The following is a 24920-nucleotide window of genomic DNA, read 5'->3' on the forward strand; positions in this document are numbered from 1 at the left end:
GGCGTCCGATCGAGCAGCACGTACGACCAGATGGCGGTGACGATCACGGCGATCGCGGCGGTCACCCGCCCGGCCAGGCCGAGCCGCGCCTGCCATAGCGACGAGGCGCCGACCCCGACGAGCGCGCCGATCGCCGGGCCGAGGGCCACCATGTAGTAGGGGTGGATGATCCCCTCCATGTAGCTGAACACCAGGCCGGTCACCACGAGCCAGCCGCCCCAGATCGCGGCGAACCCGCGCATCCGGGACGTCGGGGAAGATGACCCGAGCACAGCCCCGCCAGCGGAAGTCGGCCCAGGCCGCGGCCGCCCGCCGACCCCGTCCGCCGCGCCCGGCGGCACCGAGCGGCGGGCAGAACGCCGCGACACCCACAGCAGCGCGCCCAGAGATACCAGCGCGGCCGGGATCAGCCAGCTCACCTGCCCGCCGAACTCCGACTGGAACAGCCGGAAGATCCCGGTCACCCCGCCGAAGCTTGTCCCGGTCGGCGCGCCGCCCACGCTGCTGCTGTTGAACCCGATCGACCCGGTCTCGGTCCCGTCGAGCCGTCCGAGCCCGTTGTATCCCAAGGCGAGCTCGAGGATGTTGTTGTCCGTCGACCCGCCGAAGTAGGGCCTGTCGGCCGCCGGCGTGAGCTGGGCGATGGCCACCCACCAGCCGGCCCCGACCACGACGCTGAACCCCATCACCACTATCTGCCACAGCCGCCGCCGCACCCGCGCCGGTCCCGCCCACAGGTAGGCGAGCCCGAACCCGGGCAGCACGAGGAACGCCTGCAGCATCTTCGCCAAGAACGCGAACCCGAGCACCAGGCCGGCGAGCACCAGCCACCGCGTCCTGTCGCGTTCCAGAGAGCGCTGCACGCAGTACGCGGACACGGTCATGAGCAGGACGAGCAGCGAGTCCGGGTTGTTGAACCGGAAGATCAGCGCGGCCGCCGGCGTCAGCGCCAGCACGGCGCCGGCGATCAGCCCCGCCCCGGGGCCGAACCAGCGTTTGACCGCCGCGTAGAGCACGACCACGGACAGCACGCCCTCGAGCGCGTTCGGCACGAGCATCGACCAGGTGCTGAACCCGAAGATCCGCGCCGATATCTCCATCACCCACAGCGACGCGGGCGTCTTGTCCACGGTGATGAAGTTGGACGAGTCGAACGAGCCGAAGAAGAAGGCCTTCCAGCTCCGCGTCCCCGCCTGCACCGCGGCGGCGTAGAAGTCGTTCGCGTAGCCGTTGCGGCTGAGGTTCCACAGGTACAGCACCGCGGTGACCGCGAGCAGGCACCACAGGCCCGGCCGCGCCCACGACGGGTCACGCGACGGCCCGCGCCAGAACCGGTGCAGCAGCCCGCGAACGTCGAACCGGCCCGCCGGCCGCAGGGAAACCGGCACCGGGGCCGTAGTGGCGCTCATCGAGTGCTCCCAGGTGAGTCAGTGGCAGTTGAGGAGGCCGGGGCCGCCGCCGGCAAGGGCGCCGGCAAGGGCGCCGGCAAGGCCGAGTGCGCCGGAGAACCGAACACCCATCCCCGGTACAGCGCGAACCGCACCAGGGTGGCCACCAGGTTCGCCACCACGAGCACCGCGACCTCGGTGCCCCGTCCGGGTGCCGCGACCGTGGTGTGCAGCATCGCCAGCGCGCCGGCGGTCAGCGCCCACGAGGCGGCGAACGCGATCAGCCCGCGGAACTGATGCCTGGCCGCCCCGGCCCGGCCCCGCACCCCGAACGTCAGCCGCCGGTTCGCGGCGGTGTTCCCCACCGCGGTCAGCAACAGCGCGACGAAGTTCGCCGCCTGGGCGGTCACCAGGCCGCGCAGCAGCAGGTACAGCAGCACGTAGACGACCGTGCTCGCGATCCCGATCGCGATGAAGCGCGGCAGCTGCCAGGCCAGGGCGCGGGAGGAGCCGCAGGGAACGCCGGGCGGGCCAGGCGGCCGCAGCACCGGCACCCGCAGCGTCCCCCAGGCCAGCCCCCAGCCAACGCGGGCCATGCCGCGCAGGTCGCCGAGCGCGGTCGAGACGATGTCGACCCGCGAGTCCGCGTCGTCGATCCAGTCGACAGGCACCTCGTGGATGCGCAGCCCGGCGCGCTCGGCGAGCACGAGCAGCTCGGTGTCGAAAAACCAGCTGGTATCGCTGACCAGCGGCAGCAGGGCCCGCGCCGACGACGCGCGGATCGCCTTGAACCCGCACTGCGCGTCAGAGAACCGCACCCCGAGCGCGGTCCGCAGCAGCAGGTTGTACGAACGCGATATCAGCTCGCGCTTCGCCCCGCGGACCACCCGGGAGCCGCGCGCCAGCCGCGACCCGATGGCCACGTCGCTGTGCCCGGACAGCAGCGGCGCGACGAGCGGGAGCAGCGCGTTGAGGTCGGTCGACAGGTCCACGTCCATGTAGGCGAGGACCTCGGCGTCGCTGACCGACCAGATCGCGCGCAGCGCGCGCCCGCGCCCGGGCAGGTCGAGGTGCACGGCGCGCACCTCGCGGAACGTGTCCGCGAGCGAACGCGCGACCGCCCAGGTCCCGTCGGTGGACCCGTTGTCCGCCACCGTGACCCGCGCCGTGGGCGGGAAGCTCTCCCGCAGGTACGCGACCAGCCGCCGGATGCCCGGCCCGAGGTCCCGCTCCTCGTTCCGCACCGGGACCACGATTTCCACCTGCGGCGCCGTGCCCGCCCGCGGCGCCGCCCCCACCCAGGGCAGCGCGCAAGGCGCCACCGCCGCCTGCGAAAGTTCGCTCATGCCGACGAGTGTGCACACCGGGATTGAGCCTCACCTGCGCCATTTTTCTGGGTCTGCTATGACTCGATCCCAAAAGAACAAGAGCTTTTATCCCGAACGATCCCTGGCGCCTCCCCAAGCCGGCCCCGTTCGCGCATAGTGGAGGACATGGAGGCCGTGACCGCTACCCTCAACTACGTCGCGCCCGGTTCGAAGCGGAACCGGCTCTACGTGGCGCCCGGCTCGCACCTGAGCACCACCGAGTACGAGCCGCACGAGGTGCGGGTCGCCGACGGGCGCCCGTACCGCGCGGAGCTCAGCCTGGACCGGGCCGGGTTCACGCTGCTTGACCACCGCAGCGCGGTGACCGACTTCCGTGCGGCCGAAGAAGTCGGCCTGCTCTACCCCGGCGAGGCCGAGCGCCTGGTCGCGGAGGTGACCGGCGCCGACCACGTCGCCGCGGTCGGCTGGGTGCTGCGCAGCGCCGCCGACGACCGCGGCGGAGCGCAACCGACCGCGTCCGACGTGCACGTCGACGTGCACCCCGACCGTGCCGCCGGCCGGCTGCGTGACTTCCACGACAGGCTGGGGCTGCCCGGCAGGGCGTTCCGGCGGGCCATCTTCAGCAGCCTGTGGCGCCCGTTCAGCCCGCCGCCCCAGGACTGGCCGCTGGCGCTGTGTGACTACCGCAGCACCGGCGACGGCGAGGGCGTGCCGAACCTGATGCTGGTCGTCGACGCGCTGCCCGACCCGGACACCGTGCCGGACGTCGTCCCCGACGCGGACGCCAGGCCGGCGGCGAGCGTGTTCGCCTACAACCCCGCGCACCGCTGGTGGTACTTCCCGCGCATGCACGCGGGCGAAGCGCTGCTGTTCAAGCTGCACGACAGCGACCACAGCGTCGCCTGGCGCGCCCCGCACACCGCGTTCCGCGACCCCAGCGTGACCGCCGGCCAGCCGCGGGAAAGCATCGAGATCCGCACCGTCGCGTTCTTCTACTAGCTGCCGGCTGCCGGCTGCCGTCCGCAGCGGGGACCGCCGGGCGTCAGCCGGTCACGGTCGCGTTGTTTTCCGCGCCAGGCCAGTGGGACACCGCCAGCGCCGCGGGCTCGGCCCTGCCCGGATAGGTGACGTAGTGCTTGCCCGACAGCCGCAGGTTGATCGCGCCGCCGAGGACGAGCCGGTCCTTGGACCCGATGACGGTCTCCCTGTTGGGCGACAGCGGCCGCGGCGGGTCGAAGGCCGCTCCCGTCCAGCGCTCCACCGCGGTCCCGTTCCTGCTCTCCAGGTCGATCACGACCATGCGCCGGGTCGTCCCGCTCAGGTCCTCGATCGTCGCGAGGAGATGCTGCCTGCTGACCCGCATGAGCGCGGGATGCGACGATGCCCGGCCGCCCGCGAGGTCGACGCCCTTGAGCGCGGAACCGCGCCCCACGATCAGCGGGCTGTTGACCTCGAGCGGGAACCGCATGATCTCCTTGCGCGAGTCGCGCAGTTCGACGACCGCCTCATACAGCGGATCGCGCGGTCCGAGCGCGATCAGCGGGAGGTTGCACGACGGGCACAGGACCGTTCCCTCCGGGGTCACCACCGGCCAGGTGAGCAGCTGATCCTGCCACTGGGCCGCCTCGGCGCACAGCGTGTTGCCGCATTTCCACCGGGTGCCGAGAATCTTGCGGTGCTCAGGATCGTTGGTGTGCAGCCGGGTCCGCTTCAGGTCCCTGGCCTCGATCGCCCGTGAGATCGTCTGCGCGCTGGCCGGCACGATGTCCAGCGGCTCTATCCCGACGCGGCCGCCCGTCACTGACCAGCGGTGGAACCTGCCCGGCGAGTTCTCGATCCACGGATGCTGCAGCCGGTAGTCGATGTAATGGTCGCGGGTGATGACGTGCAGGCCGTCGTCCCTGGCGAGCTCGAGGATCAGCGCGTCGGCTATCGGCCGCGTCCACAGCTCGCCGGTGTCACGCAGCCCCTGGTACCCGGTCGCCATGTCCAGGGCGCGGACCAGGGACTCGTCGGCCACGAGCGTGAACCGCGCGGCTGCGCCGTGCAGGTCGCGCCAGGCGGCGAGGACGAGGTCGAGCCTGTGCCAGACCGGCGTCCTGCGGCCCACTGGCGGCAGGACGGGCGACCAGCACACGTTCGAGACGTCAACGACGGCGTCCCAGGTATTCATCACAGAAATCGTACTTAGTCAGCCCTTGGCCGCGAAGGGGTCGGCGGCGGTGCCCTTGGGCGCCTGCGCCTCGAGCTGGGCCCTGATCTCGAGCAGCTGCCGCCGCTCCTGCTGGCTGACCCGGGGATAGTGCGGGTCTATCTCGATCAGGGTCTGCGCGATGACCGCGGCCGCGCAGATCCGGGCGAACCACTTGCGGTCCGCGGGAATGACGTACCACGGTGCCCAGGGCGTGCTCGTGGCGGACAGCAGCTGCGAGTACGCCTGCTGGTAGTCGTCCCACCGCTCCCGCTCCCTGGCATCGGCCGCGGAGAACTTCCAGTTCTTCTCCGGCAGGTCGATGCGCTTGAGGAAGCGGATGCGCTGCTGTTCCCGCGACAGGTTCAGGAACAGCTTGACGACCTTGAACCCGTTGTCGGTCAGGTAGCGCTCCCAGTCGTTGATCTCCCGGTAGCGCCGCTCCCAGATCCCCTTGCGCAAGGCCGGCGGCGGCAGCCGCTCCCTGTCGAGGTTTTCCTGGTGCACCCGCACGACGAGGACCTCCTCGTAGTGGGACCGGTTGAAGATCGCGATCTCCCCGCGCGCGGGCAGCCGCAGCGCGCAGCGCCACAGGTAGTCGTGGTCGAGTTCCCCGGCCGACGGCGCCTTGAAGCTCGACACGTGCACGCCCTGCGGGTTGACCCCGCTCATCACGTGCCGGATCGTCCCGTCCTTGCCGGCGGCGTCCAGGGCCTGCAGGACCACGAGCACTCCGTAGGAGTCCTGGGCGGCCAGCCGCGCCTGGTAGTCGGCGAGCAGGGCGATGCCGGCCTGCAGCAGCTCAGCGCTGTCCTTCTTCTTCAGGCCCGCCGCCTTGTAGGCCGGGTCGAAGTCCCCCGGCAGGCGGACCTGGGAGCCGGGCTTGACGCGCAGCGGCCCGATCAGCTCCCGCAGGCTGGCGGCCCTGTCATCGCCGGTCACCTTCTCGCCGCTCCGCTCGTCACTAGCAGGTGTCCGACACGGCCGTGACCAGGCTCTGCCCCGCGGTGACCACGGACCCCGCGGCCACGGCCACCGCGGTCAGCGTCGCGCCGGTCAGGTCCGCCTTGGCCGCGTCCAGGCTTGAGGACAGGCTGTCGATCGCGTCGGACAGGCCGGCGACCTGGGTGGCGTACTGGCCCTTGGCGTCCTTCTCGACGGCCTGCAGCTGCTGCCGGACCTTCGAGAGCTGGCCGGAGACCGCGGAAAACCCGCTCGCGCTGACGGTCGTGTCCTTCAGGCCGGACACGGCGGCTTTCAGGCTGTCCAGGCCGGCGCACACCGCCGGCTTGCTGCTGCTGCTGGCGCTGCTGCAGCCCGCGAGCAGCGCCACGCTGACGGCGCAGGCCGCCGTCAGCCGCCTGCCGAGGGCTAGGCCCGGCATCGTGACCACCTCCGGCTGCAGGATCCGGCGTTGCCCGGCCCGCGTGCATCACCCACGCCGGGCGATGGCCACTGTATCGCAACGGGTGAAGCTGAGTTCATGCGCAACAAGTGGGTGGCGGTGGGCGCGCTCGCGGCCGCGCTGGTCGTCGGTGGCGTCATCGGGGGTGTCATCGCGGCCGCGACAAGCTCGTCGGCCTCGGGCACCTCGTCGGGTTCGTCCGCGCTCAGTGTCTGCAACGTGACCTCGGTCGCGAACCAGGTGCTGCCGTCCGTCGTGACGATCTTCGTGACGGGCCCCGGCGGGTCGGGCAGCGGGTCGGGGGAGATCATCAGGTCAGACGGCTACATCCTGACCAACAACCACGTCATCGCGCCGGCCGTCGGCCCCGGCGGTTCGATCGACGTGCAGTTCTCCGACGGGCAGACCCTGCCCGCGACCCTGACCGGCCGGGATCCGCTGACCGATCTGGCCGTGATCAAGGTCGACGCCTCGCGCTCCCTTCCCGTGATCGCCATCGGCTCCTCATCGTCGGTGCAGGTCGGGGAGGCGGTCGTGGTGCTCGGCGCCCCGCTGGGACTGTCGGACACCGTCACCTCCGGGATCGTCAGCGCGCTCGACCGGACCATCGAGGTCCCCGGCGAGAACGACAAGTCGGCGCTGCTCGTGTCGGCGGTGCAGACCGACGCCGCCATCAACCCCGGCAACAGCGGCGGCTCGATGGTGAACTGCGCGGGCCAGCTGATCGGGGTGCCGTCGGCCGGCGCCACGGTGCCGTCCTCCTCCGGCGAGAGCAGCGGCGGCAGCATCGGGCTTGGCTTCGCGATCCCCGTCGACCTGGCCCAGACCATCTCCGACGAGCTGATCGCGACCGGCACGGTGACGCACGCCTTCTTCGGCCTGCAGACGACCCCTGTGACGCAGGCGGCCACGGAGGGACAGGTTCCTGTGGGGCTGTGGGTGCGGGCGGTGGTGCCGGGCGGTCCCGCCGCCAAGGCGGGCCTGCGGGCCGACGACGTGATCACCAGCATCAACGGCCAGCCGGCGACGAGCAACGTGCAGCTGCAGGAGGTGACGCTGACGAAGAGGCCAGGCGACACGGTGCCCGTCGAGTTCTGGCGCAACGGCAAGACGGCGCAGGTGACCGTCACGCTGGGCACGCAGCCGTAGCGGCAGCACCGGGTGCCGCAAACCCGCGCCGCCAAGCAGCTCGCGGCCGCGCTGCGCGAGCTGGGCGACGTCGACCGCGCGATCTACCACGCGGTCGCCGCGACGCCGACGCCCGACCTCGACGGGCCGGTCCGCTGGCTCTCCCATGCCGCGGACCGCTCCCGCATCTGGCTCGCGATCGCCGCCGCGCTTGCCGTCTTCGGCGGCCCCGCCGGGCGGCGCGCGGCGGCGCGCGGGATCCTCACCGTCGCCGTCACGTCGGCCGCGGTGAACCTCGGGGTCAAGTCCGTGTACCCGCGGCGGCGTCCCGACCGCGCCGGGGCCGGCGTCCCGCCGGGCAGGCAGGTTCCCATGCCGTCGTCCCGGTCGTTCCCGTCCGGGCACTCGGCGTCGGGGTTCGCCTTCGCCGCTTCCGTCGGCCGTGACCTGCCCGCGCTCGCGCTGCCGCTGCGGCTGCTGGCCGGCGCGGTGGCGTACTCCCGCGTGCACACCGGCGTGCACTACCCCGGCGACGCCCTGTTCGGCTCGATCGTCGGGGCCGGCGTCGCCGAGGTGGTCGCCGCGCCGGCCGGGCGCGTCCTCGCCAGGGCCGGGCTCTTACCTGACCCGCTCGGCGAGGTCCACGACACCGGGCAGCATCAGCAGCCGGGCGGCGGGCGGCGCCTGGATGCCCTCGCGCAGCGTCCAGTGATCCAGGTAGACGCCGGCCGGCAGCCAGTACTCGTGCGCCGCCAGCATGACGGTGACCTGGCTGTCGGTCACCCAGCCGGGCAGCGCGCCGTCGCGCGGGACGGGCATGCTGCCGGCGAGCACCTCGCAGACGATGCCCGCGGCCGGCTGCTGCAGGCATGCCCCGAACGATGCCGCGCCGGAATCGGGTGTGCACCAACATGGCCAGCTCCCTGCGAGGGTCGGTGACCGCGGTCACCGCGGGCGGTTGCACGACAAATGCTGCCGGATGGTGCAGTGCAAAGACATCGGTCAGCTGACGGATATCCGGCGCGCTTGTCAAACCGCGGGCCTCACCACATAATCGGGTCCGGGCAGCGGACTCACCTAGCAGAATGGAGCAGTGACGGTGGAGGTCTCACTCGAAGGCAAGGTCGCGCTCGTCACCGGTGTCGGACCCAACATCGGCAGCGGCATCGCGCTAGCCCTGTCGAAGTATGGGGCCAAGGTCGCCTGCAACGATGTCGACGAGGCGGCGATCAAGGCGTGCATCGCCCGGATCGAGCGCAACGGCGGCGAGGCGATCGCCGCGCCCGGTGACGTGACCGACGAGGCCGCGGTGCAGGGCTACATCGGCACGGTGCTCGAGCGGTGGGGCCGGATCGACATCCTGGTGAACAACGCCGCGCTGCTCGGCGGCCGGGGCGTGCTCGACGAGAGCGCGGCGGACTTCGAGCGGGCGGTGCGGGTGTCGGCCCTGGGGAACTTCCTCAACACCAAGCATGTCGCCAGGGCGATGGCCGAGCGCGGCATCAAGGGCTCGATCGTCTGCATCTCCTCGTCCAACGGGTGGTCGGGAACCTCCGGCGTCATCGCGTACGCGTTCCACAAGGGCGGTGTCAACAACTTCGTGCGGGCCGCCGCGATGGACCTGGCCCCGTACGGCATCCGGGTGAACAGCTTCACCCCGACCGCACCGAACCCGGACAACCCGGAACTGCTCGCCGAGCGGGCCAAGGCCGGCCTCGGCCCTGGCGGGATCCTGCAGGGCGGGCCGCGCGGCGGGCTTGGCGGTCCGACCGGCAACGAGCCGTGGCGCCGGCCGAGCCGGTGGACCGGACAGCGGTCCCCGATGGTCCCGATGGGCACGACCGGCACCCCGACCGACATCGGTCACGCGGTCGCGTGGCTGTGCTCCGACTACGCCCGCCTGATCACGGGCACCGACCTGGTCGTCGACGGGGGCGCGCGGGCGAAGAACTTCGCCTACGCGCCTGCCGAGGCGTCGGAGCTGGCCGGCCCGCTGCCGCTGATCGTCCTGGACGAGACGCCCGGCTGATCCGGGGGTGCGGGGGGGCCACGTGGCACGAGTAGAACGTCGGGTCCAGCTGTGGGGCTGGGTGACCCGGCGCCAGGCGCCGGTCGCGCGGATGAGCGAGTCCGACGTGATCGCCATGCAGCGCCGGCGTGTCCCGAGCAACTTCGTGACCGACTGGCTCTTCGGCGCCCGCGTGCCGGGAACCGAGGTGAGCGACAGGACCATCCCCGGCCCGGACGGCGACATCCCGGTGCGGGTGTACCGTCCCGGCCGCGCCGCTCCCGGCCCGCGCCCGCTCGTCGTCTACTTCCACGGCGGCGGCTTCGTCTTCGGCGACCTGCGCATGGGGGACTGGCTGTGCAGCTGCGTCGCCAGCCGGGTCGGCGCCGTGGTGGTGTCGGCGGCCTACCGGCTGGCGCCGGCGCACCGCTTCCCCGCCGCGGTGCGGGACTGCTACGCGGCCCTTGCCTGGGCGGCGGGCAGCGCCGCCGAGCTCGGCGCGGGCGGGCCGGTCGCGGTGATGGGGGAGAGCGCGGGCGGCACGCTGTCGGCGGTGACCTGCCTGGTCGCCCGCGAGCGCGGCGGGCCGGCGATCAGCCACCAGGCGCTGATCTACCCGGCCACGGACATGACGAAGGCCGCCGCGCCCGCCCAGGACAGGGCCGGCGCGCTGTTCCTGTCGAACGACGAGATGGCCGCCTACCGGCGGATGTACCTCGGCCCTGACGGGGATCCCGGCCACCCCTGGGCATCGCCGCTGCTCGCCGCCGACCACCGCGGCCTGCCGCCGGCGCTGATCCAGGTGGCCGAGCACGACCCGCTGCGCGCGGACGGCGTGCGCTACGCGGCGGCGCTGCGGGCCGCAGGGGTGAGCGTGCGGCTGACCGAGTACGTCGGCGTGCCGCACGGCTTCATCAACTTCCCCGGCCTGTGCCGCAGCGCGCAGCAGGCGGTGGCAGAACTATGCGCTGAGCAGACGGGCGCGCTCGTTCCGGCTAACGAAGTCGTGCAATGAAGCTGACCAGCCGCCTCTTGCAGCGCCTCATGCGGCTCGACCCGCCGTTGACCCGCGACCTGGCCGTCCAGCGGGACCTGCGGGTGCCGATGCCGGACGGGGCCGTGCTGCTCGCGGACCGGTGGGCGCCGCGGGCCGCCGGCCAGGCGCTGCCGCTCGCCCTGCTGCGCAGCCCGTACGGCAGGAAAGGGCTGATCGCGGCGGGCATGGCGCGGCCGCTGGCCGAGCGCGGGTTCCAGGTGCTGATCCAGAGCACCCGGGGCACGTTCGGGTCGGGCGGGACGTTCGACCCGATGCGCGCGGAGCGGGAGGACGGCCTGGCGACGCTGGAGTGGGTGGTGAAGCAGCCGTGGTTCGGCGGCTCGATCGTGCTCACGGGAAGCAGCTACCTGGGCTACGTGCAGTGGGCGGTCGCCGACAGCGTGCCGCCCGAGGTCAAGGCGATGGTTCCGCACGTCACCGAGTCGGCGCTGACGCTGGAGTTCCTGCGCGCCGACGGGTTCTCGCTGGAGACGCCGTTCGGCTGGGGCGTCATGGTCGACGGCCAGGAGCGCCGGTTCGCCCTGCCGCGCGCGCTCGCCCAGGGGCGGCGCAACCGCCGCGCGCTGCGCACGCTGCCGCTCGGCGAGGCCGACGTCGCCGCCGCCGGGCACCACTGCGGCTACGTCCAGGACATCCTCACCCGCGACGCGGACGACCCCTACTGGGCGCCGGCCGACCACCGGGCCCGGGTCGCGGCCGTCACCGTGCCGGTCAGCTCGATCGGCGGCTGGTACGACATCTTCCTGCCCGGCCAGCTCCGCGACTTCACCGCGCTGCGGCAGGCGGGGCGCCAGGCACGGCTGACGGTCGGGCCGTGGGCGCACCTGTCGAGGGACCCCGCGCCGCTGCGGGAGACGATCGAGTTCGGGCTGGCGCACGCGCGCGGCGAGGAGCCGCCGGCGCGCGCCCCCGTGCGCCTGTACGTCATGGGCGAGGAGGCCTGGCGGGACTTCGGGTCGTGGCCGCCGCCCGGCTACCCGCCGCAGCGCTTCCACCTGCACCCCGGCGGCGTCCTGGCCGGCGCGGTGCCCGCCGAGTCCACCCCCGACCGGTACCGGTACGACCCCGCGGACCCGACGCCGGCCGTGGGCGGGGTGCGCATGGTGGCCCGCGGCGCCGGCCGTGCCGACAACACCGCCCTTGAGCGCCGGCCCGACGTGCTCAGCTACGCCAGCGCGCCGCTCGACCGCGACACCGAGGTCATCGGCGAGGTCAGCGCGCAGATCTGGTTCCTGTCCAGCCTGCACCACGCCGACGTGTTCGTCCGGCTCTGCGACGTCGACCCGCGCGGCCGGTCCTGGAACGTCTGCGACGGGCTGACCAGCCTGTCCGGCGCGAACGAGACCAGCCGCGCCGAGGTCCGGCTGTGGCCGACCGCCTACCGCTTCAAGCGCGGCCACCGGATCCGGGTGCAGGTCTGCAGCGGCGCCTTCCCGCGGTACGCCCGCAACCCCGGCACCGGCGAGCCGCGTGCCACCGCCACCCGCCTGGTCCCGGCCCATCAGGCGGTCTACCACGACCCGGCGCACCCGTCGGCGATCATCCTGCCCGTCAGGCAGGCGCAGTGAACCTGGCGTATGCAGCTCGCCCTGGACGACCCGGCCGTCCGGGCCGGCCGGCTCAGCGTCGAGATCATGACGTGGCACTGCGCCCCCGGCACGATGACCCGGCCCGGCCGCGCCGTCTCGCTGCCCTGAGTCCTGACCTAAGCCTGCCCATAGCGATCGCTGATGAGCTGGATCACTCCCGCGTTCCCGGGCTGCCCGCCCGTACCGGATGCCCCGTCAGCACATGCTGTTCCCGGTCCGCGGTGATCCTCGCGGTATGTTCGGGGTTTGTGCTGGTATAACGACGCGAACCCGGAACATATCGCGGCGGCGGCTGGCCGGCATCGCCGATGTGGTTAAGCGGAGTCCTCGCGGTCCGCGCCGGCTGTACTATGCGGCTGGGATTTGCGCGCGCATGGTCAGGTTTGTCCCCATCTGGGCTCGGCTCTGTCGAGGGCAGCTATGTACTTGTTCGAATCCGAGGCAACGTTCGCGGCCGACCCGGACGCGGTCTGGAACGTGTGGACCGACGTGGCCGGCTGGCCCGAGTGGGATGTCAGCAAGGAGATCGCGCAGCTGGAGGGCCCGTTCGAGCCTGGTGCCCGCGGCTGGGCCAAGCAGCGCGGCAACCTTGGCGGCACCTTCACGATCGTCGCGGTCGAGCCCGGGCGGTGCTGGGTGAGCGAATGCCCGGTGCCGCTGGGCGCGGTCACGTTTGAGCACCTGCTCGAGCCGGCGGCCGGCGGATGCGTCCGGCTAGTGAAGAGAGCTTCCGTGCAGGGCGGGTTCGGGCCGCTGCTGTGGCTGCTCGCTCCCAAGCTGCGCCGCGACGCCGCCGCTTCCCTGGCGAACCTGCAGCGGCTGGTCTGCCCTCCGCTCCCCGCCGATCAGTAGGGCGAGGCCGGCGCCGGCGAGCAGCAGCAGCCCGGCGACGAGGAAGGCCCGGTCGTACCCCGCGGCGATTATGAAACGCAACAGGTCTGTTCTGATATATGATCGGACTCATGGACACGAGCAGGCCCCCCGCGGGACGCAAGCGGGACCCGCGCACCGACGTCGCCGCGGTCGAGGCCGTGCTGGACCTGGTCAGCAACGGCGCGACCCTGACGGGGCTGTCCCTGGTGACGATCGCCGAACACGCGGGCGTCTCCCGCAACTCCCTGTACCGGCGCTGGAAGACCAAGGACGACCTGTACCTCGACGTCCTGGACTCGATCAACAAGCCGCTGCCGGATGTCGACGGCCCGACGGCCCGCGCCGACCTCACCGCCCACCTGGCGATCCTCATCGAGCGCACCCTCGACCAGCGCGCGAGCAGCATGCTCCGCGCCCTGCTGGCCGAGGCGGGCGCCTTCCCCGAACTGCACAGGCGCTACTTCGCGGAGATCGTCGCCCCCCGCCGGGAGGTCATGTACGCCATCCTGCGCCGGGGCATCGCCTCAGGCGAGATCCGGCCCGACGTCGACGTCGCGTTCGTCAACGAGATCCTCGTCGGTCCGATCCTGGCGCGGATGGGGGCGGGGTCCGCCGCCTACCTCGATCCGGCGCAGACCAGCCGGCAGATCACCGATCTGGTATTCCGCGGCATCCGGGGCTAGCTGCCTGGTGGAGTCGGCGAGCGGCTCCTGACCGCCCTCCGCACCGCCGTGCAAACCGCTGAGCTGGGCGAACGCACCGCTTAGCCGTCAGCAGAACGAGCCGTGGCGACTGCCCAGCGCGGCTCCCCGTCTTCGGTGGTGGGCCATCCGGCGAGGCTGTAGGCGGCCAGGAAGGTTGAGTTGAAGAAGTCGAGCAGGACGCTGTCGGGGTCCGCGGCCTCGCGCACGGCGGTGTACGGGAGCACGAACTCGCCGAGCTGCTCGTCGAAGTGCGCGGCCCGCGGCAAGACGGCGTACTCGGCGAAGCCCGCCGGCGCGGGGTAGGCGTAGGAGTAGAAGAGCCCTTCCGCCGCGCCGCCCGGCCAGTAGCCGCAGCTGGAAACCTCGTCGCTGTAGGCCTCGGCCATGACCCAGTCCGGGCAGTTGGGTATGCCGCCGGGATGGCGGGGCGCGCGCCGGCCGGAAAAGCGGGTGACCGCCAGGTCGAAGGCGCCCCAGAAGAAATGGACCGGGCTGGCCTTGCCGCGGAACCCGGCACGGAAGCGCGTCATCACCCGGTGCGCGCCGACGAGCGACAGCCAGAAGCGGTGCATCGCGTGGGCGTCGTAGTCGCCATGGACGTCATCGGCGTCGAACGGGATCGCGTCGGGGATCTCGTTCGGCGTGGTGGCGATGGGCACGTCGATGCCCAGGCTGTCCAGCTGCGCGCGGAACTCGGCGTAGAAGTCCGCGACGGTGCGCGCGACAAGCGGCATCCGGCGGACCTGCCCGCCGATGGTGGCGATCGTCAGCTCGTGGCGGGTGAAGTCGAACTCGACCTCCGCGCCGCCGCCCGGGTACGGCATCAGGGAGGTGCTCAGCCCGCGGACGGTGACGTACAGCGTGCAACTCCACCAGTGATTCGTCCGCGGGGCGAGCGCGAGCCGCGTCTTGCCGACGATCTGGGTCCACAGGTGCACGGTGTCCCGGGTGGGCTGCCACTGCTCCAGCGGAACGCTCGGCCAGCTCATAGCCATGACCGCGATCCTAACCGGGCGCGGGCGCCTTACGAGGGCGCCGGGACGAACTCCACGATCTCGCCCGCCAGCGGCCGCAGCACCGCGACTACCCCGCTCACCTGGCCGTCCTCATCGTGCAGCAGCCCGAGACTCATGCCGAGCGCGCGCCGTGTGCCGGACGCGTCGGCCGCTTCGACGCGGGCCACGGCGCCGCCATGGGCGAGCCGGCCGCTGCTCATCGCGGCCTCGAACCCGGCGACGTGCCGCGGCGCGTACTCGGCGGGGACGATCAGCGCCAGCGACTGCCCGACGGCTTCCTTCTCGCTGTGCCCGAAGAGCCGCTCCGCGGCCCCGTTCCAGGACGTGATCTTCCCGGTCCTGTCGGCGGTGACGATCACGTCGCGGTCGCGGCGACCGCTTGGGCCGCCAGCTCTGGTTCAACGCTCATGGGTGTCCTCCCCGCCGGGCGATGGCTTGCCCGCGTCTCGCTGTCACGGTCGTGGTGTCCAGGCCCGCGAAACCGCTGGCGTGGCGGACCGCGTCCGAGCCCACTCCGGTGGCTGTTATACCCGCCCGGCGTCTAGTCCCGACACGGCCCGCGGCTAACCCGCGGCGGAGAGCCGGCCTGCCCGGGCCAGCGCCGCCTGCGCCTCCCTGGCGATCAGACCGACGAGATCGGCGGCCGGGGTCACCTCGGTGATCAGGTCGATCGCCTCGCTCGCCCACACCGTGGCCACCGCCTCCTCGCCCCGGGCGAGGGCCGCCCGGTATTCGCCCTTGGCGGCCTCGTCCCGGTCAAATTCGTCCTCGTGGCCGCGCCACCTCTCCAGGAGCACGTTGGTGAGCGCGCGGCCGGGGTAGCGCGCCGGCCACGGCGCGCCGCGGGCGATGTCGGGCAGCCGGCTGCGCTCGGTGTCCTCGCCGCCGCGGTCGAGGATCGCCTTGACCTCCCGCGGGGCGATGAGGGCCTCCGGGGTGGCCAGGAAGCGGGTCCCGATGAGCGCCCCGGCCGCGCCGAGCGCGAGCGCCGCCGCCAGCCCGCGTCCCTCGGCGATCCCGCCCGCGGCGAGCACCGGCGTCGGCGCGGCGAGGTCGACCACGACCGGCACGAAGGGCAGCGTCGCCCGCCCGCCGCTGTGACCGCCAGCCTCGGTGCCCTGCGCGACGATGACGTCGGCACCCACGGCGACGGCCTCGCGCGCCTCGTCAAGGTCGGTGACCTGGATGATCAGCTTCACCCCGGCCCGCCGCACCGGCTCCGCGAGCGGGCGGGGGTCGCCGAACGACAGCAAGACCGCGTCCGGGCGGTGGGCCAGCGCCCGTTCGACCAAGTCCGGGCCGACGGCCCAGGACAGGAAGCCGACACCCCACGGCCTGTCGGTCCGCTCGGCGGCGATCGCCAGCTCGCGGTCGAGCCAGTCGGCGTCGGCCCGCCCGCCGCCGACAAGCCCGAGGCCGCCGCCGTTGGACACGGCGGCGGCGAGCGCGCCGCCGGCGGCGCCGCCCATGGGCGCGGAGACGATCGGGTACTGGACGCGGAAGAGCTCGGTCAACGGAGTCAGCCACGACATGTCACGCGCACGCTCCTCCCTGGGCTCGCACAGCAGTCTACGGCCCGGCCGGGGCCGGGCCGTAGACCAGCGAACCCCGGGTAGCCGCGGGCGGCGGGCTTACGCTGGGGACGTGGGGGAGGACCTGCCCGGCGGGGCCGGGGCCCGCGCCGCGCGACCGCGGCCCGGCGGCACCTGGGGGTCCGCGCTGACCACGGCCGAGTTCGCCGCCATCCGCGCCGCGGGCTTCGAACCCGTCGGCCAGGTGATCGGCGCGGCCGTCTACGCCGCCGGGTCCGCCAGCTGGTCCAGCTGCCCGGGGGCGTGGGGCCCGGCCGGACCAGGCGCGGGCGCTCAGGGGTCGCTCGGGCCGCTCGTGCAGGCCATGTACCAGGCCCGGCAGGCGGCCATCGAGCGGATGGCCGCGCAGTGCGCCGCGCTTGGCGGGCACGGGGTGGTGGGCGTGCGGCTGGCCCGCGGAACCTTCACCCTCGGCGGGCTTGAGTTCACCGCCATCGGCACGGCCGTGCGTGCTCCGGGCGCCGCCCGCGGGCGGCGGGCGCCTTTCACCTGCGACCTGTCCGGGCAGGACTTCGCCAAGCTGATCATGGCCGGCTGGGTGCCGGCGGGGCTGGCGCTCGGCATCGCGATGGGGTCCAGGCACGATGACCGGGCGACCACCCGCCAGGCCCGCCGGTGGTCGGGCAACGCCGAGGTCGCCGGCTGGACCGCCCTGGTCGGCCAGTGCCGCCACGAGGCCAGGAACAAGCTGGCGGGCGACGTCAGGCGGCTCGGCGGCGAGGGCGTGGTGATCGCCGCCATGCAGCTGCGGGTGCGGGAACGTGACTGCCCCGTCGCGGTAGGCCGCCGCGACCACATCGTGGAGGCGACGCTCGTCGGCACGGCCATCGCCGCGTTCGCCCGCACGGGCCAGCCTCCGGCCGGGGCCGGGGCCGGGGCCGGGGCCGGGACCGGGACCGCGCCGGCGCTGGCCGTGATGTCGCTCGGCCCCCGGAGCCGCCAGACGGCCAGGGGCCCGGCGGACTGAGCGAGGGACGCGCCCTCCGTCGAATGTCCTGTTCCGGGTACCCGATTTCCGCGCCCACGCCAGGTAATGTGGCCTGGTGAGCCAGGAGAGCGCGGCGTGGCGCGAGCCGGGGCCGCTGCGGCTGGGCGCCAGCGAGTTCCCGCCCGCGCGCATGCTCGTGATGGCGATCGTCAACCGCACGCCTGACTCGTTCTACCGGCCTGGGGTGACCTGGGACTTCGGGGTGGCGCTCGGCCGCGCGCACGAGGTCGTCGCCGAAGGCGCGGACATCCTCGATGTCGGCGGCGTGGCGGCCAGGCCAGGGGACGAGGTCACCGTCGGGGAGGAGATCAAGCGCGTCGTCCCGTTCATCGGGGCGGTCCGCAGCGCCTATCCCGAGCTCGTGATCAGCGTCGACACCTGGCGGCAGGAGGTGGCCAGGGCCGTGTGCGAGGCCGGAGCCGACGTGCTGAACGACACATGGAGCGGCTGGGATCCGAAGCTGGCGGAGGTGGCGGCCGAGTTCGGCGCGGGGCTTGTGTGCTCGCACGTAGGCGGGCTGCTGCCGCGGACCAGGCCGTTCCGCGTGGCGTACCCGGACGTGGTGGCGGACGTGCTCGAGCGGACGCTGGCGCTGGCCGGGCGGGCGCTGCGGGCCGGCGTGGACCCGGCGCGGATCATCATCGACCCGGCGCACGACTTCGGCAAGAACACCTGGCACTCGCTGGAGGTCACCAGGCGGCTCGGCGAGCTGACCGCGACCGGCTGGCCGGTCCTGCTGTCCGCGTCCCGCAAGGACTTCGTCGGGGAAACGCTGGGCGTGGCCATCGAGGACCGGCTGCCTGGCACGCTCGCGGTCACCGCGGTGGGCGCCTGGCTGGGCGCGCGGATCTTCCGCGCCCACGACGTGCGGCAGACCCGGCAGGCGCTCGACATGGTGGCCGCGGTCAAGGGCGACCTGATGCCGGCCCGGACCGTGCGGGGACTTGCGTGACCGACCCCTGACGGGGAAGGTTAACAGGGAAGGGAGGCGGCATGGCAGCCAAGCCCGTGGTCGTTGCCGTAGATGGTTCGCAGGGATCGCTGTGCGCGGTGGAGTGGGCAGCGGCGGATGCGGTACGCCGCGCCTCGCCGCTGCGGATCGTGTCAGTCCCCGCCATGCCGCCGCGGATGCAGGCCGACGACCTGCCCACGCCGACCGTCGCGGACGAACTGCGTGACTTCTCCGAGCAGGCGCTCGCAACGGGCCTTGCCAGGGCCAGGGATATCGCGCCGGACCTGGTCATCGAAACTCACCTGCTGTCAGGGCCGCCGGCGCTCGCGGTCGCGGGCAGCGGCGCCGACGCGCTGGTCGTCGTCGTCGGCGCACGCGGGATCGGCGAGTTCGCCGCGATGCTCCTCGGCTCGGTCAGCAGGTACGCGGCCACCCACTCCTCGAGCCCGGTGGTCGTGGTCCGGGGGGACTTGGCGGCCGTGCATGGCCAGATCGTCGTCGGGGTTCGTGACCCGCACGAGGCCGCCGAGGCCTTGGTGTTCGCCTTCGAGGAGGCCGCGCTGCGCGGCGCCGGCCTGGTAGCCATCCGGTCCTCGCACGGGGCCCCGCACGCCCGCGCCGGGCAGCCCCCTGGGCAGGCCGATGGGAGCCTTTCTGAGTTCCTGAACGGATGGCGCGGCAAGTATCCCGCCGTGGCCGTCCGGCAGGAGGTCGTGCGCGAGCATCCCGCGCAGGTGCTCGCCGAGTACTCGGCGCGCGCGGACCTGGTCGTGATCGGCAGGCACGGCGGATCCCGCGCGCGCACCGCCGTCGGGTCGGTCCAGCACGCGCTGCTCAGCCACGCCCACGGGCCCGTCGCGATCGTCCCCTCCGAGGAGGGCTGACGCGCGCTGCCCGCGGTGTTACTGGTAGGAGATCATCACCGGCGTGGGGGTCTCCGCCATCGTCTCGGCGGGAGTGAGCATCGGGTGGTCTTTGACGTAGAAGTTCTTCCACCCGAAGAACACCCCCGGCGGCGCCGCCGCCGTGACGGCGTCCCACGTCTGCTGCTTGTCCGCCGGCGTGCCCTGCCCGTCCATGTGGATGACGATCGCCAGGTCGTCATCGTGTGTGTTGATGTCCTGCTCACCGGACAGCATCGACAGCATGAACTGGTGCAGCACCAGCACCTTCTGCGGGAGGTGGTCGCGGGCCGTCAGGGCGGCCAGCCAGCTGATCACGGCGTTGACCTGGGCGGCGCTGACGCTGCCGATCTGCTGCAGCGGGAGCTGGTTCGGCTGCAGCTTCCATTCAGGGTCAAGCGCCAGCCCCACGTCCGGCAGCGCAAGCAGCGACTGGTAGTACCGGGCCTGGGCGAGCAGGCTCGCGCGTCCGGCCTGCAGGTCGAGGATGACGTACATCCCGGCGGCATTCGCCTGCCGCACCCACGGCAGCAGCGAGGACACGGGCGATTCGTAGGAGTAGGTGCCGTCCGGGCCGGGACTGGCCTGCGCCACCGTGGCGATGATCTCGAAGGTGGGGATGACGGGCACCTGGCTGAGCGGCCGGTACTGGGCCGCCACCTGCTGGGCGCGGGCGATGCTCGCCGGCAGGTCCTGCTCGCCGAGCGCGCCAAGGGACGGGGCGCCGGGGTGACCGTAGAGCGCGACCAGGCGGTGTCCAGGGAAAAGGACCTGCCCGCCGCCGGGCAGCTGCGTTCCGGTCTCCGCCACGGCCACCCGGGATGCCAGCCGGCCGGCCGGCCCGAACCCGCCCCCGAGGGCCACGATCTCGCGGGGGCGCAGCGCGGCCAGCGCCTCGATGGCGGTCGGGTCAGCCCGCGGGTCGTAGCCGTCGACGTCCACGATCCGCGCGCCGGCCACGCCCGCCGTGGTCAGCACGGCCTCGTCGGCAGCGTCCTGGCCGGTGGCGGCCAGGAGCCCGGGACCGGTGTTGAGGAGCACCGCGACGCTGCGCAGCGGCGTCGGCACCCCGGTCGCGGGCAGGTCGCCGGCGCGGGTGACGACCTTCACCCCTGGCAGCCGCGCCGCCAGCGCCGCAGGTGCCACGCCCACCGCGAGAACCCTGCTCGGGTGCAGGTCCCTGATCTCCGTGAGCAACGGCTTGCTCACCGTGGCGGTGGTAAGCAGCAGCGGCGCATGAGCCGCCACCGCCGCCTTCTCGGCTGCCGTCAGCGCGCTGCCCTTGCTGGCGGCCACGACCACGACGGGGGCGAAGCTGAACAACCGCGCCGCGAACGAGGTGGTGATCGCGCTGGGGGTGGTGCCGGCGAGCACGGACACGGCCGGCGGCACCCGCGTCTGGGCGGCCGGCGGCCCGGACGCGCCTCCCGCGCCCGCCTGCCACGCGCCCGCTGCCTCCAGCGCGGCCGGAGCCGCGGTGCAGGCGGTCACGGCGGCCGCAGCGGCGCACAGCAGGGCGCCCGCGACTCGCTTGCGGGCAGGGGGGGTTAGTCGTGGCACGTTCACGGCCTTCCGTATCAACAGCGGCCAGCGGATTCCAGCCAGTACAGTGACTCTTCGAAGCAGAACGATAACCCTTCGCATAGGAGTGATCCGTGTATTCACGCGCGACACGCGACAGGTTATGGGCTGCCGTGACCTGCGCGTGTGCTGGTTAACGATCTGTTGGCCCAGGATGGGGAGAATGTCCTCGGGATCCACGTTGTCAAAGACGAGGCAGCGCGGGATTTGGTTGGGCGCCGCCGTCAGGCGGCTCCCCGGCCGTTACCGTTTCCAGACGCGGGCGCTGGCCAGCGCCGCTCCTTCGGCGAGGGCGGCGAGTTTGGCCCAGCCGAGTTCGGGGTGGATGCGGGAACCGAATCCGCAGTCGGCGCCGGCGATGACGTTCTCCGGGCCGACCCGGTCGGTGTAGCGCGCGATGCGCTCGGCGACCAGTTCGGGGTGCTCGATCAGGTTGGTCGCGTGCGTTACGACGCCGGGGATGAGGATCTTGCCCGCGGGCAGCCTGACGTCCTCCCACAGGTGGTACTCGTGCTCGTGCCGCGAGTTCGCCGCCTCGATCAGGTATGCCCCGGCCGTCACCTGGAGCATGATGTCGGCGATCGCCGCGAGCGGGATGTCGTTCGCGTGCGGCCCGTGCCAGCTGCCCCAGCACAGGTGATACCTGATCCTGTCCTCGGGCAGGCCGGCGAGGGCGTGGTTGAGCACCTCGATGCTCGTGCGGGCGTAGCGGCGGTAAGAGTCCAGGTCGTACTCGGGGGAGCGGTCCCACGTGGCCGGCACCCAGGCGTCGTCCACCTGCAGGAGGTACCCGGCGTCGATGATCGCCCGGTATTCGTCGCTGAGGGCGTCGGCGAGCGCCCGCGTCATGTCGTCACGGGTGGGGTAATACTCGTTCTCCAGGCCGACCTCGACGCTGGCCGGCGCCACGACCGGCAGGAACGCTTCCGTCGCGGGGGTCTGCGCCAGCGCGTCCCGCAGGTTCGCGATGTCGCGCCGCACGGCTTCCGGCCGGTAGCGGAGCGGGCCGGTGACGACGGGCTGGGTGAGCGAAGAGCTGAAGAAGTAGCTGTCCTCCATGTACCCGAACAGGCTGGCGTTGGCGTCCGCCCACGCGTAGAAGCCGGGGAACTGGTCCCGGTCGCGCCCCTTGAGCAGCGGCTCGGCGTCCGCGGGCCAGTCCCGCCCCTCGATGCCGTCCAGCCGGTCGCGGATATACCACGACCACAGCGTCTTGCCGAATTCGCCGTCGTCGACGACGTCGATTCCCGTCGCCACCTGGCGGGCGACGACCTCGCCGACCGCGGTGCGCAGGTCCTTGAGGACCTCCGGCGCCCACTGGCCGTGCTCCGCCATCGCCTTCGACAGCCCCTGCGGCCGCTGCAGGGCTCCCACGTGCGTGGTCAGGATCCGGTCAATGCTTCGTTGCATCGCAACCCCCTCTCCGGGCGGGAACCCCGGCCCCGGCGTGTGGGCGGCCTACCCGCTGACCACCTGCGGTACGGATACGGCCTTGAGGCCGTCGACGCCGAATTCCAGGCCGTAGCCGGAGTGCTTCGCGCCGCCGAACGGGATCCTCGGGTCCACGCCGCCGTGACTGTTCAGCCACACCGTGCCCGCCTGCAGCCGGACCCCGATCTCGCGGGCCTTGTCCCGGTCGGCGGACCAGACGGAGGCCCCTAGGCCGACGTCGACGCCGTTGGCCCACTCGACGGCCTGCTCGACGTCGGTGTACCGGATGATCGGCAGCGCGGGGCCGAACTGCTCCTCCTGGACCAGCGGGGCGGAGTTGTCGATGTCGGCCACGAGCGTCTTCGGGTAGAAGAACCCGGGCGCGCCGGGGTCGGGGTCGCCGCCCATGACGATCCGCGCGCCGCGCGCCTTGGCGTCCTCCACGAGCCGGTTGACGACGTTCCACTGCATCTTGTTCTGCAGCGGGCCGAGGAGGTTGCCCTCGTCGAGGCCGACGCCCATCGGTATCTTGGCGGTCATGCCCGCCAGCGCGTCCACGACCTCGTCGTAGATGGCGTCGGCGACGTAGAGCCGCTTCAGCGCCGCGCACGTCTGCCCGTTGTTGATGAACGCGCCCCAGAACAGCCCTTCCGCGATCGCCTGGGGGTCGGCGTCCGGCAGCACGATGCCGGCGTCGTTGCCGCCGAGCTCGAGCGTGAGGCGCGACAGGTTCCCCGCGGATGCCTCGACGACCTTCATGCCGGTCTTCACCGACCCGGTGAACATCACCTTGCCCACGCGCCGGTCGCGGACGAGCGCCTCCCCGACGTCGCCTGCGCCCGCGATCACGGTCAGCACGCCTGCCGGCAGCACTTCGCCGATGACTTCCGCGACGGCCAGGCCGCTGAGCGTGGTGTACTCGCTTGGCTTCTGCACCACCGTGTTGCCCATCCGCAGCGAGGGCGCGATCTGCCAGACCGCGATGATCATCGGCCAGTTCCACGGGGTGATCGCGCCCACGACGCCGATTGGCCGGTAGTGCAGCTCGGCGTGGTTCGTGCCGTCGTCGACGAGCACCTCAACCGGCAACGGCGTGTTCGCGGTGGACCGCAGCCAGATCGCGCAGGCCTGGACCTCGAAACGCGCGCCGAGGCCGTTGAGGGTCTTGCCCTGCTCGCGGCTGACCACGTAGGCGAGCTCTTCGGCGTGCGCCTCGATGTTGTCCGCCGCGCGCAGCAGCAGCGCGACGCGCTCCTCGTCGCTGCGGGCGGCCCAGGCGGGCTGCGCGGCGACGGCCTTGTCCACCGCCGCCGCCACGTCGCCTGGGTGGGCGAACTCGACGTGCCCGATAACCTCGCCGGTCGCCGGGTCCTTGATCTTCGTGCCGCTCGGCGCGCTGACGCGGCTGAGCAGGGCCTCGCGTGCTTCCATTGGGCCTCCTGGGAAAAGTCCTAGTAACAGTGTGACTACATGGGCGGCCCGCCGAACGTCAAGTTCCTGACTTATTTCAGGCCGCGAGCACGTCGGGCGAGGTCGCGTCGTAGCTGGCGAGCCAGCCCGCGCCGCGCCCCTCCGGGTCGCGCCGGTTCAGCCGCCGCCGCACGGCGATCGAAAGATCGCGCCGCAAGGCGGCCCACCGGGACGGCAGGTGGTTGCTCAGCCCCCGCTCGCGGGCGGTGAGCACCACCCGGCTCGCCCGCGGCCGGCGGGTCCGCTCGTACCGGGCCAGGCCGGTGACCGGATCGGCGGCCTCCGCCGTCAGCGCCGTCGCCAGCACCGCGCCGTCCTCCAGCGCCTGGCAGGCGCCCTGCCCGAGGTAGGGGAGCATCGGGTGCGCCGCGTCGCCGAGGAGCGTGACCCGGCCGCGCGTCCACTGCGGGATCGGGTCGCGGTCGTACAGCGCCCACTTGTACCAGGTGTCCCCGCCGGCGAACAGGCGCAGCAGGGACTCGTGCCAGCCGGCGTAGCGCTCGAGCACCTCGGCGCGGCTGCACTCGGTGATCCACGACTCGTGGCGGTAGCCGTCGTCGTCGTAGTGGGCGACGACGTTGATCAGCTCCTCGCCGCGCAGCGGGTACAGCACGATCGTGCCGTGCGGGCCGAGCCACTGGCCGTTGTCGGACGACGGCCGCATGCCGGGGACGGCCGCGGCAGGGATGACGCTGCGGTAGCAGATCTTGCCGGTGAACCGGGGGGCGTCCGGGCCGAACAGCGAGGCGCGCACCGCCGAGTGGATGCCGTCGGCGCCCACGATGATGTCGGCCTCGATCTCGCTGCCGTCGGCGAAGCGGGCGACCGCGACGTCGCCGTCTGGCAGCACCCCCACACACCGCTTGCCCAGCGTCACGACGCCCTCGGGCACCGCGTCGGCGAGCACGTCGAGCAGGTCGGCCCGGTGCACGGTCGCGCTCTCCAGGCCGAACAGGGCGGCTTGCTGCTTCCGGCTCGTCTTCGAGATCACCCGGCCCTTCCAGTTGCGGGTGACCGCGTACTCCGACCGCCCCGCGATCTTGCGGACGCCGTCCTCCACGCCGATCGCGCGCAGCACCCGCATCGCGTTGGCATGCAGTGCGACGCCGGCGCCGATCTCCCTGAGCTCGGCGGCCGCCTCGTAGACCGCCACCTCGATCCCCGCCTGCGACAGCGCGTTCGCCGCCGTCAGCCCGCCGATGCCGCCACCGATGATCGCGACACGTGTCATGGGGCCGCCTCCCTCTCCTGGTCGCTTCCCAGCATGTCAGTTTCCGCCCGGACGTGAAACCAGCCGTTGACTCATCCGGCGGGCGC

Annotated in this window: 23 protein-coding genes; 11 read left to right on the top strand and 12 right to left on the bottom strand. The window is 72.7% G+C overall.

The features are described from left to right. Positions 1-1409, bottom strand: a 1409-nt coding sequence (locus tag Q1N79_RS04735) for a glycosyltransferase family 39 protein (protein WP_300604928.1), incomplete at its 3' end; no start/stop codon positions are given. After that, positions 1406-2734, bottom strand: coding sequence for a dolichyl-phosphate beta-glucosyltransferase (locus tag Q1N79_RS04740; protein ID WP_300604930.1), 1329 nt, complete (start codon positions 2732-2734; stop codon positions 1406-1408). The genes Q1N79_RS04740 and Q1N79_RS04735, both read right to left, overlap by 4 nt. 147 nt (positions 2735-2881) lie before the next feature. Here Q1N79_RS04740 and Q1N79_RS04745 point away from each other — a divergent pair, with 147 nt between their 5' ends. After that, on the top strand, positions 2882-3715 hold the full coding sequence (locus tag Q1N79_RS04745) for a CmcJ/NvfI family oxidoreductase (RefSeq protein WP_300604933.1): 834 nt from the start codon (positions 2882-2884) through the stop codon (positions 3713-3715). A gap of 43 nt (positions 3716-3758) precedes the next feature. Here Q1N79_RS04745 and Q1N79_RS04750 read toward each other — a convergent pair whose 3' ends face one another. The 3 genes from Q1N79_RS04750 to Q1N79_RS04760 are packed head-to-tail and all read right to left on the bottom strand — an operon-like array spanning position 3759 to position 6291. Beyond that, positions 3759-4889, bottom strand: coding sequence for a hypothetical protein (locus tag Q1N79_RS04750; RefSeq protein WP_300604936.1), 1131 nt, complete (start codon positions 4887-4889; stop codon positions 3759-3761). 18 nt (positions 4890-4907) lie between these two features. Continuing rightward, positions 4908-5849, bottom strand: coding sequence for a polyphosphate kinase 2 family protein (locus Q1N79_RS04755; protein WP_300604938.1), 942 nt, complete (start codon positions 5847-5849; stop codon positions 4908-4910). Positions 5850-5871: 22 nt separating this feature from the next. Beyond that, positions 5872-6291, bottom strand: coding sequence for a hypothetical protein (locus Q1N79_RS04760; protein ID WP_300604941.1), 420 nt, complete (start codon positions 6289-6291; stop codon positions 5872-5874). A gap of 99 nt (positions 6292-6390) precedes the next feature. Here Q1N79_RS04760 and Q1N79_RS04765 point away from each other — a divergent pair, with 99 nt between their 5' ends. From Q1N79_RS04765 to Q1N79_RS04795, 7 genes are all read left to right on the top strand, one after another. After that, positions 6391-7461: a trypsin-like peptidase domain-containing protein gene (locus Q1N79_RS04765; protein WP_300604944.1), complete on the top strand. Its 1071-nt coding sequence runs from the start codon at positions 6391-6393 to the stop codon at positions 7459-7461. A gap of 12 nt (positions 7462-7473) precedes the next feature. Further along, a complete protein-coding gene (locus Q1N79_RS04770) occupies positions 7474-8379 on the top strand; it encodes a phosphatase PAP2 family protein (RefSeq protein WP_300604947.1) in 906 nt (301 codons plus the stop codon). Between the two features lie 154 nt (positions 8380-8533). Then, complete coding sequence (locus Q1N79_RS04775; protein ID WP_300604949.1) at positions 8534-9469, top strand: SDR family NAD(P)-dependent oxidoreductase; 936 nt, start codon at positions 8534-8536, stop codon at positions 9467-9469. Positions 9470-9491: 22 nt separating this feature from the next. Then, positions 9492-10463 (top strand): alpha/beta hydrolase fold domain-containing protein, encoded by a 972-nt coding sequence (locus tag Q1N79_RS04780; protein ID WP_300604952.1) that lies wholly within the window; start codon positions 9492-9494, stop codon positions 10461-10463. After that, a complete protein-coding gene (locus Q1N79_RS04785; RefSeq protein WP_300604955.1) occupies positions 10460-12073 on the top strand; it encodes a CocE/NonD family hydrolase in 1614 nt (537 codons plus the stop codon). Before Q1N79_RS04780 ends, Q1N79_RS04785 begins: the two co-directional genes overlap by 4 nt. Before the next feature lie 441 nt (positions 12074-12514). Beyond that, positions 12515-12946 carry an SRPBCC family protein gene (locus tag Q1N79_RS04790; RefSeq protein ID WP_300604958.1) on the top strand — a complete coding sequence of 144 codons (432 nt, stop codon included), beginning with the start codon at positions 12515-12517 and terminating at the stop codon, positions 12944-12946. A gap of 110 nt (positions 12947-13056) precedes the next feature. Continuing rightward, positions 13057-13650, top strand: coding sequence for a TetR/AcrR family transcriptional regulator (locus tag Q1N79_RS04795; RefSeq protein ID WP_300604961.1), 594 nt, complete (start codon positions 13057-13059; stop codon positions 13648-13650). An 80-nt stretch (positions 13651-13730) separates the two neighbouring features. Here Q1N79_RS04795 and Q1N79_RS04800 read toward each other — a convergent pair whose 3' ends face one another. The 3 genes from Q1N79_RS04800 to Q1N79_RS04810 all read right to left on the bottom strand — a co-directional run bounded on the left by Q1N79_RS04800 (position 13731) and on the right by Q1N79_RS04810 (position 16201). Continuing rightward, the gene (locus Q1N79_RS04800) at positions 13731-14666 is read right to left on the bottom strand and encodes a DUF5996 family protein (RefSeq protein WP_300604964.1); all 936 of its coding nucleotides are present in this window, start codon (positions 14664-14666) and stop codon (positions 13731-13733) included. Positions 14667-14695: 29 nt separating this feature from the next. After that, entirely contained in the window at positions 14696-15046 is a 351-nt protein-coding gene (locus Q1N79_RS04805) for a PAS domain-containing protein (protein WP_300604967.1), read from the bottom strand. 204 nt (positions 15047-15250) lie between these two features. Then, positions 15251-16201: a nitronate monooxygenase gene (locus Q1N79_RS04810; protein ID WP_300604970.1), complete on the bottom strand. Its 951-nt coding sequence runs from the start codon at positions 16199-16201 to the stop codon at positions 15251-15253. Between the two features lie 130 nt (positions 16202-16331). Here Q1N79_RS04810 and Q1N79_RS04815 point away from each other — a divergent pair, with 130 nt between their 5' ends. The 3 genes from Q1N79_RS04815 (at position 16332) to Q1N79_RS04825 (ending at position 19103) form a co-directional block, all read left to right on the top strand. Further along, complete coding sequence (locus Q1N79_RS04815; RefSeq protein ID WP_300604973.1) at positions 16332-17246, top strand: heavy metal-binding domain-containing protein; 915 nt, start codon at positions 16332-16334, stop codon at positions 17244-17246. Between the two features lie 151 nt (positions 17247-17397). Continuing rightward, positions 17398-18219 carry a dihydropteroate synthase gene (gene folP, locus Q1N79_RS04820; protein ID WP_300605000.1) on the top strand — a complete coding sequence of 274 codons (822 nt, stop codon included), beginning with the start codon at positions 17398-17400 and terminating at the stop codon, positions 18217-18219. A gap of 41 nt (positions 18220-18260) precedes the next feature. Further along, the gene (locus tag Q1N79_RS04825; RefSeq protein ID WP_300604976.1) at positions 18261-19103 is read left to right on the top strand and encodes a universal stress protein; all 843 of its coding nucleotides are present in this window, start codon (positions 18261-18263) and stop codon (positions 19101-19103) included. An 18-nt stretch (positions 19104-19121) separates the two neighbouring features. On the opposite strand, the gene Q1N79_RS04830 is transcribed toward Q1N79_RS04825, so the two are convergent. The 4 genes from Q1N79_RS04830 to Q1N79_RS04845 all read right to left on the bottom strand — a co-directional run bounded on the left by Q1N79_RS04830 (position 19122) and on the right by Q1N79_RS04845 (position 24834). Then, a complete protein-coding gene (locus tag Q1N79_RS04830; protein ID WP_300604979.1) occupies positions 19122-20681 on the bottom strand; it encodes a hypothetical protein in 1560 nt (519 codons plus the stop codon). Between the two features lie 264 nt (positions 20682-20945). After that, a complete protein-coding gene (locus Q1N79_RS04835; protein ID WP_300604982.1) occupies positions 20946-22112 on the bottom strand; it encodes a cobalamin-independent methionine synthase II family protein in 1167 nt (388 codons plus the stop codon). Between the two features lie 48 nt (positions 22113-22160). Beyond that, a complete protein-coding gene (locus Q1N79_RS04840; protein WP_300604984.1) occupies positions 22161-23564 on the bottom strand; it encodes an aldehyde dehydrogenase family protein in 1404 nt (467 codons plus the stop codon). A 76-nt stretch (positions 23565-23640) separates the two neighbouring features. Continuing rightward, positions 23641-24834, bottom strand: a complete 1194-nt coding sequence (locus tag Q1N79_RS04845) for an FAD-dependent monooxygenase (protein WP_300604986.1) — start codon at positions 24832-24834, stop codon at positions 23641-23643. Between the last annotated feature and the right edge of the window lie 86 nt (positions 24835-24920).

Source organism: Trebonia sp. (assembly GCF_030042015.1).
Lineage (GTDB): Bacteria > Actinomycetota > Actinomycetes > Streptosporangiales > Streptosporangiaceae > Trebonia.